Consider the following 10,985-nt stretch of genomic DNA (forward strand, 5'->3'; position numbering starts at 1 on the left):
GAAGAAGTTTTATCTCTCTGTGGTTGGGACTATATCCTTGAAGCTATATTAAGTGCAGCTTCATAGTGAATTGGTATAAATTAAGTGCGATCGCTCTAACCCGATTGATATGATTTTAAAAATTGGAGGAATTGCGGTAAGTCAAAATACTTTCCCGATTCTTCAATTAATCCGTGTATCCGTGTCAAAATCACTGGTTGTGCCTTCATTTTTCAGAATCGTAGCTAATTTGGTCGGAGTGGTAAGCCGGCGGCTCAACGTGAATTAAGATGCGTACAGGGCTGAAACGTTCTTCCAAACGGGCTTCTACTTCTTCTGTAATCCGGTGAGCTGTTTCTACATCGACAGCATCGACAATCATGTGCATATCAATAAATACTTGACGCCCTACAACGCCACGGGAGGCGATCGAGTGACAGTTGACAACCCCCGGTACATCGATCGCGATCGCGTGAATTATCTCCGGTGCGATCGCCATTTCATCCACCAACCAAGGCAGATTTTCTGTTAAAACCTTCCAACCGCTGCTAAATACCAAAACAGCCACAGGAAAAGACAAAAACACATCCAGGGATTGTAATTGAGGTATATTCCAAACCTGCCCTTGCCAAACACCAATCAACCCAGCAATTACCATAATTGTCACCCAAACATCGCTCATCGTGTGTTGAGCATCCGCCACTAAAATCGCGCTACCAAGGCGTTTCCCAACCCTGCGCTCGTAAAAAGTGACAAAAATATTGATGCCCAGTACAATCAGCAATATCCACAGTTCATTTGGCGATATTTTGACAACTGCGCCACCTTTGAGCAACCTTTGAACAGCGCCGCTGAGAATTTCAAAACACGCAATTCCCAGAAAAACAGCTATTCCCAGAGCTCCGAGAGCGTCAAATTTCTGATGTCCGTAGGGATGATCGCGATCGGGCTGCGGATTGGCATAATGATTAGTTACCAATCCTAAAATATTATTAGCGCTGTCCGTGACGCTGTGCAAAGCATCTGCTAGCAAACTCAGGGAACCTGTGAGCCATCCCACCACTGCTTTAATTGCCATCACCAGCAAATTTAGCAATAAAGTAATGATTAAGACCTTGCGGATTTCGGAACGGTTATCGGCTACCATAGAATCTCCTCGATCTGCCGTCAAGTTTTCTGGTTTCTAGTTTAAAGCTTATCAAGTCATAAAAGGTTAAAAGTATTGCTGAATCTAGCTTCCGACTAGATTTATATTCATTAATTTAGCGTCGCTTCTTGAGACAATTTTTAATTAATAGCAGTTTCGCAGTCCAATTGAGCTGGAATGTACTTCTTTTGGGTTACTATATTTTTTATCATTAACAATAGTATGTTAAATTTCATTGCCCATGTCTCTTTCTCCGCTGACACTGAATTTAGTCGAAGGTTCTGTCTCCTTTAGCTTTTCCCCGCAAGCTGCGCGGGATTTGCAAAGCGAAATTGCAGCTTTGATGGAAAGCTTGAAAGCTGTAGCAGCCAAAACCGCTGGCGCTAAAGCTTCTCCCCAAAAACCGATGGAATATCGGTATGCAGGAGATGTATTTTTGGAAGTTTTCTGCAATCCGAATATCTGGCCAACTCCTTTTGCTGCGAAAGTGCTGATTACGGTTAGGGACGATCGCGTGCGCGTGACCACCGAAGCCGAACTCAGCCGCCTGCGCGACGATCTCGCTCAGTATATCGAACAAGTCGGTTGATAATCTCAACTTCGATCGTTTGTAGTTAATAGGTTGAATCTGAATTCAGATACCATTCTCAAGAACAGGCTTTCCAGCCTGTTCCACAAACATTAAATTTTCTTGTGGGGTGGGCTTCTAGCCCGCCCGTGAAAGGATTACTGACAAAGGATAGCTATCTGCTGGCGACGCCGACCATTCCCACATGGAACCTGCATAATTCCTAGCATTAAATCCCGCATTTGTCAACACACAAGTCAACCATGCAGAGCGAATTCCCCCACTACAATAACTCACAATTTGAGTTGACTGCAAAACTCCTTTCTGCTGCAAAATAGCCACTATTTCCCCACGAGATAGTAGTTGTCCCTGTTTGTCCATTAACTGTTTGTAATAAAGGTGAACCGCACCGGGAATGTGGCCGCCCCGCTTTTCTCCGTAAGGTGTTTTACCTGCATATTCTCGCCGCTCTCTGGCGTCGATAATGACTAAATTATCATTGCCTAAAATAGCTTTTAAATCATCCTGTTTAATTTCCCCATTCGAGCCGCGAGATATTACAAAATCTCCTGTTTGCGGTGGATTGTTTGAACTTTTTACTTGAGAAATTCCAGCTTTGATTAAAGCCCGATATCCTCCATCGACAAAAACGGCTTTTTCATGCCCCAAAGTCCGCAGCATCCAAACAATCCTTCCGTCTTCGCCCCACCCTTTAACCGGATCGGCAACCACTATCGCAGGTTTGTCTTGACAAATACCAATTGCTTGCAGTTTTAGAGTTAAAACTGTGTTATTTTCTAGAATTTGTCCCTTGTGGGGAAAGTCGGAACGCGAAAATTCCTGCCAAGTTACGGGAATAGCTGGTGGGAGACGACAAAACCACTTTAAAATAGGTGTGCGAGCATCTAGTAAAGTAGCTTCTTGTTCCAGCCATTTCTTAGCTAAATCTGCATTTACTATCCAGTTATTTGCTAAATTCCCCAGTAAATTAGACATAATTTATTGAGCAACTTTTGCTGTATTAGCACCGCAGGCTAAAACCCCTTTAGTATTAGTTGGATTAGCTGGTTTAGTCTTGCCAGGAGCAACATTTAAACACAAGATTGTTTGGGTCTTGTTTCCCACCAAAAAGACTCCCCCCACAAAACTTTTGAGATTAGCTTGCTTCGATACTCCGTAGTTAAATACAGCAGCTTTGCTGACCATACCGATCGAGTAGCTGTAATTGGCTGAGTTAGGTTTAATTTGGCGGCCCATATAAACCAATAGATTGGAAACAGAACTTGTAAAGCCTGCTTTTTCTGCATAGTAAACTTGCTGAGCTTTATTCATAGAACCCACCAACTTTTGAGCTTCTGATTCCTTAGCTTTAAGCGTTTGTGAAACTTGAGCTTCCGAGACTGTACTGACAAAAACTGGCAGAGTTAGAGCTGCGAGAGCAACTTTGAGCTGCCAGTTGCGGCTGCTAGAAATCCTGCTTAATTTCACAGACAACAGGTGGAATGAGCAGTTGAGGAACATATAATTAAACCAATTGTTTTGCTTGAAACTGTTTCAACGCCCAAGGAGCAACCGTGCCGTGTTCTGTAATGATTCCTGAGATTAATTCCGCCGGAGTTACGTCAAAAGCGGGATTGTAAAATTCAACTCCCACAGGACAAATTCGCGTAGTTCCAACTTGATACATTTCAACTGGATCGCGTTCTTCAATGGGGATTTTGCTGCCGTCGGAAAGTTCAAAATCAATTGTTGACAGAGGCGCAGCGACAAAGAAGGGAACGTTGTGAGCTTTGGCAACAATTGCTAAACTGTAAGTGCCAATTTTATTGGCGGCGTCGCCGTTAGCAGCGATTCTGTCTGCACCGACAACTACCGCGTGAATCATGCCTAGTTTCATGCAGTGAGCGGCCATATTGTCGGCAATTAATGTGACGGGAATTCCTTCTTGCACGCATTCCCAAGTGGTCAGTTTTGCACCTTGGAGACGGGGCCGAGTTTCGTCTGCAAAAACTCTTCCGAGTCTTCCTTCTCGCCAAGCAGAACGAAATACACCTAAGGCAGTACCGTAGCCTGCTGTTGCCAACGCACCAGCATTACAGTGAGTTAGTAAGTTCAATTTTTCGGGTGTAGCTGGCAGAACTTCTAAACCTTTGTCGCCGATATCTTTACAAGTTTGCAAATCTTCTGCTTGAATGGTTTTGGCCATTTCTAACAAAGTTTTTTGCACTTGTTCGACGGAACCGCTAGTTCTCTCCGCAGTTTTGAGCATTCGCGATATTGCCCAAAACAAATTAACCGCAGTGGGACGGGTGGAACGCAATAACTCGCCAACTTGTTCTAATTTAGTAAAAAACTCGGTACGATCGCCCGTTTCGATTTCTCGCGCCCCCAAATACATCCCGTAAGCTGCTGCTACCCCGATCGCCGGAGCACCTCGGACTATCATAGTTTTAATCGCCTCAGCCATATCTTCGCAGCGACTAATTTCGACTACACCGTATTCTTTCGGCAGTCGGTTTTGGTCAATTAGCAGAACTCGGTCTTCTATCCAAGTGATGGGCGAAACAGGGGAGTTTTGAGCGGTCATCTATTTCAATTATGTGAGGGACAAGTTTCTATAATGCCATGAAGGCGACTATTCCTCTATGTTATGAGGGACACGCTGAATTTGCCAAAATCCCAGCCCTGCGGTTTGAGATTTGAGATTTGAGATTGAATAATTGCTGGATACGTACCACTCTCTGGGTTTGGAACTTATACAGGGTTGGATTCTTTTTCACAAAAGTGTACTTAGTAAAAAACCTAACATTAAGTTTTGTAAATTATACTTAGGTTTTGTGAAAAATTTCCGTAATCGAGAACAAACTAGCTGTACCAGGGGTCTGCTTTTTTTAAGTTGATAAGCTGCTACGCAGCTAAATCGGATAAAATAGCATTGCCTTTATTTTTAACTTTTCTATCCCATTTAATAACCATTTCTCCTTCATTTAATAATCTATGTAGCAATTATGACAATTCTTCTACTGACTTAAATAGTCGATGTGCTATATATTCTTTCGCTGAATGCCAGACCAATTCAATCAAATTATAATCGGGGCTGTAAGCTGGCAAAAATTCTAAAATAATATGTGGCATTTCGCTGATATTTTGCTCAGAAAATCTTTCTTTTTGTAAAAAATAGCATTGTCTAGAATAATTACAATCTTAATTCCAGATTCGGCAAAAATTTCCCCTTGATTACCCTGTTCTATCGATTCTTTAACTATCGCATCATTTAAGGCTTTAATTGGCTCATAAAACTTATTCGACTCTCCTCTTTCTATCACAAAACTTAACCTTTTTTTGTCATGATATCTCAACCCACCCATGAGATTTACTCTGCCTCTTCTCCTTTGACCTGTAATTTTTTTTCTCTGACCTTTTTTACCCCAAGTTTTTCTTCTTGTCACTCGTAAACGGAATCCGCTCTCATCCCAAAACCATACCTGTAAAAGCTCGGGTGTTTGTTTACTTATTCTTAAATACTCTGATAGCTTCTGTTTAAATACTTCTCTTTCAAGTGGGTTTTATTTGTCTTCTAAACTAGACTTAGCCCAAATGTAAACGTATTTATTTTTATGTAGTATCCGGGATATTTGGGAACTACTCAGTTTAATTACTGTGACTTTTTCTAAATATGTTCCTAGTCAGGCTGCCGTCCATATCCCAAATTCATATCCATATTCTTCCGGAGCTTTTTCGATTGTATTTATCAATATTTGTTCATACTCGGGAGTGACTTTACGAAAATTTTCTGGACTTCTTTTATCTAAAAAACTCTCCAAATTATCAGGGTCGCCATGAACTGACCAATAAGCTAATGTTGTGTAAGCAATCTCCATAAATTCACTAATTTGTCGATAAGTTTTTCCAGCAGTTATGAGTAAGAAAATTAGAACTTTTTCCCTGACGTAATTCTCCTCAGACTCTTTTAGTATTTTAATGAGTCTCTGTTTTTGATTTGAATATAGATGATTTTGGGCGGGCATATATTATAAATGAACACTTATTTGTTATTTATATTATACAATCTAGCTGCGTATCAGCTTATCTGTGGCGGCGAGGGGGAAGATACAGTGTACGGGGATATTGGTAGCCCCCTCCCCATTGGTTCTACTGGCGGAAAAGACCAAATATGTGGCGGTTTGGGCAACGATTTGCTGTTTGGCAATGAAGGTCAGGATACTGTCAATGGGGAGGTCGGGAACGATACTCTTTACGGCGGTAAGGATGAAGATAGTTTGCTTGGCCTGGGGACGATTTCTTGTTTAAAGATCAAGGGAATGATACTCTGATTGGAGGTACCGGGAACGATCGATTTATGTTGGGTATTGACCTCGGCAGCGAGACTATTTTAGACTTTCAATACGGTATCGATTCGATCGGCTTAATGGGTGGTCTGGATTTCTCCCAACTAAGCATTGTGGTCGAGAATAGTTCTACCCTCCTCCGAGTTACTGGTTCCGGGCAACTTTTGGCAACTCTCAGCACTGTGCCTGCAAGCGTGATTACTGCCACAGATTTTGCTCTCCTCTAGTGTGATCGAGCTAATTAATTAGCTGAGAATATTATAGGGACGATGGATTAAGAGACTGTTGGCAAATAAAAAAAGGGTTAAACCAAACATTTTACAGCAGATTCCACGTTGTGAAGTACACCCCTGATCCCTGAATCCCCGTAGGGAAAAGGCAATGCCTTTTCCCTACTACTTTATGAACCTGGAATAGGCTATATAATCAGGGCAAATAAACTCTGATGAGCCAGAAGTAATATCATTTTCGGTTACACAGCGCCGTGTCCTACCTGGGGAGAATCTCGCTTTTGCAACCAAGCTAGAAATTGGAGTTTTGAGGCAGGAGACAGGAGGCTCTGTGCCTCCCTAAGTCACCACAACCTGCTGTACCTCGTTTCAGAACCCAATCAGCCCAAACCCGCCTTCCTCGCGCACAACCTGCTGCTTGATGAGCAAATTACCCGCTTTCTATTGGGAGAAAAAAGACAAAATAGAAAATAGCTTGCCCCATATACCCTACGGGTGGCCATGCACTACTTTGAGAAATCGCTTTTCTCTCTAAAATTTGGTGGCCGCCCTTACCAAAGCATCACTGAGGCTTCGCCACCAGCCAAGTTAGAGTATAAGCGAATTCTCAGCACATACCGCCGACCTTTATAAAGCCGAACATTGATTTGTGCATTCAAGTCTGTGCCACTGTCGTCGTCACCAGCAACATATTTGAGATCACCACTCTGATCCTCGAAAAGAACCATGACTGTATCTGTTTCTCCGAAGGTCCCAATTGTATAGCTTCGGGTGGCAGAGGGGTTGATCGCAAAGTTTTTCTGTTCAGCAGGTGCGAGGGATAGAATCTCCGAACGGAAGGGTTTAAGTTCTGTATAACTCGAGTCATCAAGCGGGGGATAGAATAATCGTACCTGCAACACATCCTGCTCAGAAAGTCCGCCAGCAGGATTTAATCCGTTGTGGTACTCCACAGGTTTCTCAATCAGTCCCGCTGCAAAAGCGTAGTGCATGATTGAGTTGGGGTCCCACTTTGACCCCTCAACTTCTCCTACTGCAAGCTTTTGGAGCACATTATAAAAAGTTGTCTCTCGATCCCAATTATTAGGAGGAGCAGCAAAATATTTATAAACGGCTTCTTCGTCCCATACGATACCTGCAAACGGGTTTTGGTGCTCGTGAGGGAAACCTAAGGCGTGACCTATCTCGTGAACAGGGACATCTACCCCACGGGGATCAGCGCGAAGATCCCAGCCGAAGTTCATGGTTCGCTCGCCTTGCTTAGGAATATCTATCGCATCGCGGCCAATATATGACCAGGCTCCATCCCCTTGCACAAAGCCGATTCGTATCTCTGCTTCGCTGATGTTCCGAACTTCCTCAAACTTGATACCAATCCCTACCTTCTTCCATACCTCAAACCCCTGCCGCACAATCTCCTTCTGTTCATTCCCGCCTGAATTGGGACCACTCTCAAAAAAGTAATAACGTAATTTTGTACCGTTAACCCACTTCTTCCCGATTAACCGTATTAGACGAGCACGGTCCGGCGACACGCTCGGATCGAAAGTGCGTGGAGGAACCTTTGGCAAAGCACAAAAATGTTGTGCTTCTTTACCTGATTCTGCGCCATCGAAGCCAACTTTGATTCCGAGCTTAGCTTCAAGTTGTTCGATGCGTTTTAGTAATTGCTCAACTTGATAAGAGTCGATTTGTGAAATTTTAGTCATGACAAATTCCTCCAAAGTGAATAGCTAGGGACTTTAAGTCCCAAGAAACAGCTATTTTGAGAATGTTTATTTTCATCTACCTGAATCAAGTGGGAACACAGTAGATTCAGGAAAGAAAAACTGCAACCATGTCAGCAATGACCTAGATAAATGCGAGCGGTCGAGCTTGTGTAAACTGAATTAAATCCTTGTGAAACCCAGATTTTTTGTTATAATGATGAGTCTGGACGGATAAATTTCCTACTCTCAACATCCCATGAGGAGATGGCGATCGCACTGTACAGGGAACTCGTGATCTCCCATTCTAGTTTCCCGCTTTACACTGTAAAGGATCAATAGTCCGGACAGTTAGACAGGAGTCTGAAACCCTTGATTTTCCGTTCCGCTCTCGATGGCGCAATCGCCCTGAAACCCTTATTTTACGGTTGGCAATCAAACACTATCCAAAGTATTGATCTCAATAATTGACAATAGGCGGCAACAGCTTACTGCATAGCCTTTATAGGCTATCATATCAAACTTGACCTAGTGGGGGTCGTAGGTTCAAACCCCCCCGCTTCGATCGACAAAACCCGCTTAATTAAGCGGGTTTTGTCGTTTTTGTAAATATTTTCACTCTTTGGCAATGATTAAACAATCACTGTCAACTTTAGACAGCATATCTGGAAACGCTGACGTGTAGTTGCCATTTTTGTCTACAATCCTGCGGAGTATATATCCCCTCTCAGCAGGTCTGCCGAAAAACGAGTTTGTGCGATGCCAGATATCTCCATTCGGAGTGTTCGGATCTCGATCGATCAAAAAATCTACAAGCCACTGTGGCACAGACCATCCAAACACTATCGGCGTTATGTGCCCGTGCTGCAAAGTTGCATCAGAGAATCGGAACAAGTAAGTAATCCGAGAAAATTTGACTAAATAAAGTAACATCCGTCCCGCCATTGATGAATGAAATGTCCAGATAACAGGGTCAAAAACGCGCAGCAATAACGTCCGTTCGTCAGCATTCCAGTCTGAACTGTACATCGTCAAACAATGGTCGGGTAAAACATTCCCGTCCATAAAAAATATACCTTGCAGGACTTCGGGTAACTCGGCTGGATGTTCTACTTTCATCCAATTCGCGATGTCTTTTAGTTGCTTTTGTTCGATTAACATGGGATTATTTATCCTCCAAATAGTTGTGATTTACGGTTCAACTTAAATACCTCATTTATTTCTTAGTCTCTGGGTCGAACTTCGTTTGTGTGGCGTGCGGTTTCAACTCACATGGGGCAGGATTGCCAATAAGTGTTTCAAGGGTGGGATACCCCACAAGAAACTTGATTTCTTGTGGAAGAGGTCGGAAAGCCTGTTAAGCGAGAATGGTGTAATATCTCAGTTTCAGCCACTGTCCGATCGAGCTTTTGGATTAATTACCCCTGCAAATTCGGCTCCGACGAGCGGCGCACTTTGCCTACCGTACTCACGACATCCACCAGCATATTGAGTGCGATGTCTTTACCGGGGCAAATCCGTCCCGCACTCCGATCGCCCACCGAATTAAAACCCATATGAAAAGGGCACAGATTCTCCCGCTTAGGGTTGAATTCGTATACCGTAGAGCCCCAGAAACTCCCGTCTAGGTGCCCCAGGCTGAGCGGTATCAGTACCTTGGTTCCGGCAGGGAAAGTGCGCTCTTTGCCCGCTACCGTTGCGGTGAAAGGCTCTGTCGCGACTCGGTGGGTGGCGCTGACGGGGGCCCAGAGGCGGGCGCATTCCAGGAGGAACAGCTTGATCGACTCGCGATCGTCCAAATCGAGCTGATCCCAAAAATCAGTAGGATTAATTTCGGCCGTCTGCTGTCCTTTATAGGCGGGGAGAGGGCGGTATCCCATTGCCGTGTTGCCTAGGTGCAGGGGGCCTTGCAGTCCCGCTATGCCCATAATCGATGTCATCAGCTTCGCCAATTCCCGCTTAGTCATGCCGTTGTTTTCCGAGCTCTCCTCGAAGTCGGCTAAAGCTGGGGAATTTTCATAGATAGTCGCTGCACGCTCGATTAGAGTGGACAAATCCCCGTGTCCAAACAGGTTCAGGCTTTGCAGCAGGTTGCCGATGACGGCGAAGTAGTGCAGCGGGCTTTGGCGGGTGTAATGCAATTCGGTGAGAAGTTCGATCGACTCTGAATCGTCTGGATTAATCCCAAAGATGACGTAGTGCAGATATCGAACTAAAAATCCCATCCAACCGCGCTTGACATCGGTAAAAAACGCTCCCCCCGCACCGTGCGACATCTCGGCATAATCTGCTGCTAGCCGATCGAGCAACCGTCTGCTGATTTCGTCCTCCTGGCGATCGGTTGTCGCACTGTTGAAGAGATATTTCTGCATACAGCTTCGGAATGCCGCGTGGTTGCTGCTACCGTCAGTTTCGCGATCGGACAAAGACAGCAGGAAAAGGTTCCTACCGCCGACATCTTGGTTGGGAGCGCGATCTCCATCGAGTACAGAAGTACCCAGCCGCCATCCGCGCGCCTGGGGCGATGTGAGTGCTTTTTCCAGCGTTGCAAACTCTCCCATCACGACTTGCCCCGCGCAGCAAAAATTGGCTCCGAAAGCCAGTCGTTTTATGGGCAAATACGTGGGTTCGTTGGCAATCAAACCCTCAATCAGGGCGATCGGCGGTAGCATCGTTTTGCTGAGACTTTCTTCCGGGTTTTGCAAAGCCCAAACCTGAAACTCGTTCAGTGCCGGGTTCATCAGCGATGAGAAAATAGTATCTAAATTTAGGTTCATCATAATTCCTCCGAGAATCCTTCGCCATAATGCGCTTCGCATTTAGCAGCAAGAGGGTATTGAGCAGTAATTGAGCGGGATTGAATGCCCGCTTCATTGCCAAAATCAGTAAGTATAACTATAGCCATTTTTCTTTGTGAAGGTAGTGGCAATATAGAGATAGTTTTACTGAATATGTCTGCGCTCCAGTCTAGCCTTTTTCCGGAGATTGAGTGGAATTTATAACGAT

General features: G+C 44.4%; 10 protein-coding genes and 1 pseudogene. 3 read left to right on the forward strand and 8 right to left on the reverse strand.

Features of this window, described 5'->3' with window-relative positions; genetic code table 11:
- Window positions 1-205 precede the first annotated feature (205 nt).
- Window positions 206-1,126: a cation diffusion facilitator family transporter gene (locus tag QT994_RS08880; protein ID WP_333173532.1), complete on the reverse strand. Its 921-nt coding sequence runs from the start codon at window positions 1,124-1,126 to the stop codon at window positions 206-208.
- Between the two features lie 241 nt (window positions 1,127-1,367).
- Here QT994_RS08880 and QT994_RS08885 point away from each other — a divergent pair, with 241 nt between their 5' ends.
- Complete coding sequence (locus QT994_RS08885) at window positions 1,368-1,715, forward strand: hypothetical protein (RefSeq protein ID WP_015174783.1); 348 nt, start codon at window positions 1,368-1,370, stop codon at window positions 1,713-1,715.
- Between the two features lie 117 nt (window positions 1,716-1,832).
- Here the strand turns inward: QT994_RS08885 and QT994_RS08890 are convergent, their stop codons facing one another.
- From QT994_RS08890 to QT994_RS08905, 4 genes and pseudogenes are all read right to left on the reverse strand, one after another.
- Entirely contained in the window at window positions 1,833-2,690 is an 858-nt protein-coding gene (locus QT994_RS08890; RefSeq protein WP_333173535.1) for a rhodanese-like domain-containing protein, read from the reverse strand.
- Between the two features lie 3 nt (window positions 2,691-2,693).
- Window positions 2,694-3,182 carry a type IV pilin-like G/H family protein gene (locus QT994_RS08895; protein ID WP_333173536.1) on the reverse strand — a complete coding sequence of 163 codons (489 nt, stop codon included), beginning with the start codon at window positions 3,180-3,182 and terminating at the stop codon, window positions 2,694-2,696.
- A gap of 37 nt (window positions 3,183-3,219) precedes the next feature.
- Entirely contained in the window at window positions 3,220-4,281 is a 1,062-nt protein-coding gene (gene mtnA / locus QT994_RS08900; protein WP_333173538.1) for an S-methyl-5-thioribose-1-phosphate isomerase, read from the reverse strand.
- 320 nt (window positions 4,282-4,601) lie between these two features.
- A pseudogene (locus QT994_RS08905) lies at window positions 4,602-5,722 on the reverse strand (IS630 family transposase).
- Between the two features lie 9 nt (window positions 5,723-5,731).
- Here QT994_RS08905 and QT994_RS08910 point away from each other — a divergent pair.
- Window positions 5,732-6,028, forward strand: coding sequence for a hypothetical protein (locus QT994_RS08910; protein ID WP_333173541.1), 297 nt, complete (start codon window positions 5,732-5,734; stop codon window positions 6,026-6,028).
- A gap of 26 nt (window positions 6,029-6,054) precedes the next feature.
- The gene (locus tag QT994_RS08915) at window positions 6,055-6,270 is read left to right on the forward strand and encodes a hypothetical protein (protein WP_333173543.1); all 216 of its coding nucleotides are present in this window, start codon (window positions 6,055-6,057) and stop codon (window positions 6,268-6,270) included.
- Between the two features lie 554 nt (window positions 6,271-6,824).
- Here the strand turns inward: QT994_RS08915 and QT994_RS08920 are convergent.
- From QT994_RS08920 to QT994_RS08930, 3 genes are all read right to left on the reverse strand, one after another.
- Window positions 6,825-7,982, reverse strand: a complete 1,158-nt coding sequence (locus QT994_RS08920) for a matrixin family metalloprotease (RefSeq protein ID WP_333173546.1) — start codon at window positions 7,980-7,982, stop codon at window positions 6,825-6,827.
- A 612-nt stretch (window positions 7,983-8,594) separates the two neighbouring features.
- Complete coding sequence (locus QT994_RS08925) at window positions 8,595-9,140, reverse strand: hypothetical protein (protein WP_333173548.1); 546 nt, start codon at window positions 9,138-9,140, stop codon at window positions 8,595-8,597.
- A gap of 257 nt (window positions 9,141-9,397) precedes the next feature.
- Entirely contained in the window at window positions 9,398-10,759 is a 1,362-nt protein-coding gene (locus tag QT994_RS08930) for a cytochrome 450 (protein ID WP_333173550.1), read from the reverse strand.
- Between the last annotated feature and the right edge of the window lie 226 nt (window positions 10,760-10,985).

Origin of the sequence: Microcoleus sp. S13_B4, from assembly GCF_036700885.1 — a bacterium.
Taxonomy (GTDB): Bacteria; Cyanobacteriota; Cyanobacteriia; order Cyanobacteriales; family Microcoleaceae; genus Microcoleus.

What these genes read in the sequence shown, in the direction of transcription:
- mtnA (WP_333173538.1), bottom strand. Translation starts at nt 4,281, where the DNA reads ATGACCGCTCAAAACTCCCCTGTTTCGCCCATCACTTGGATAGAAGAC.
- QT994_RS08880 (WP_333173532.1), bottom strand. Translation starts at nt 1,126, where the DNA reads ATGGTAGCCGATAACCGTTCCGAAATCCGCAAGGTCTTAATCATTACT.
- QT994_RS08920 (WP_333173546.1), bottom strand. Translation starts at nt 7,982, where the DNA reads ATGACTAAAATTTCACAAATCGACTCTTATCAAGTTGAGCAATTACTA.
- QT994_RS08890 (WP_333173535.1), bottom strand. Translation starts at nt 2,690, where the DNA reads ATGTCTAATTTACTGGGGAATTTAGCAAATAACTGGATAGTAAATGCA.
- QT994_RS08885 (WP_015174783.1), top strand. Translation starts at nt 1,368, where the DNA reads ATGTCTCTTTCTCCGCTGACACTGAATTTAGTCGAAGGTTCTGTCTCC.
- QT994_RS08930 (WP_333173550.1), bottom strand. Translation starts at nt 10,759, where the DNA reads ATGATGAACCTAAATTTAGATACTATTTTCTCATCGCTGATGAACCCG.
- QT994_RS08925 (WP_333173548.1), bottom strand. Translation starts at nt 9,140, where the DNA reads ATGTTAATCGAACAAAAGCAACTAAAAGACATCGCGAATTGGATGAAA.
- QT994_RS08915 (WP_333173543.1), top strand. Translation starts at nt 6,055, where the DNA reads ATGTTGGGTATTGACCTCGGCAGCGAGACTATTTTAGACTTTCAATAC.
- QT994_RS08910 (WP_333173541.1), top strand. Translation starts at nt 5,732, where the DNA reads ATGAACACTTATTTGTTATTTATATTATACAATCTAGCTGCGTATCAG.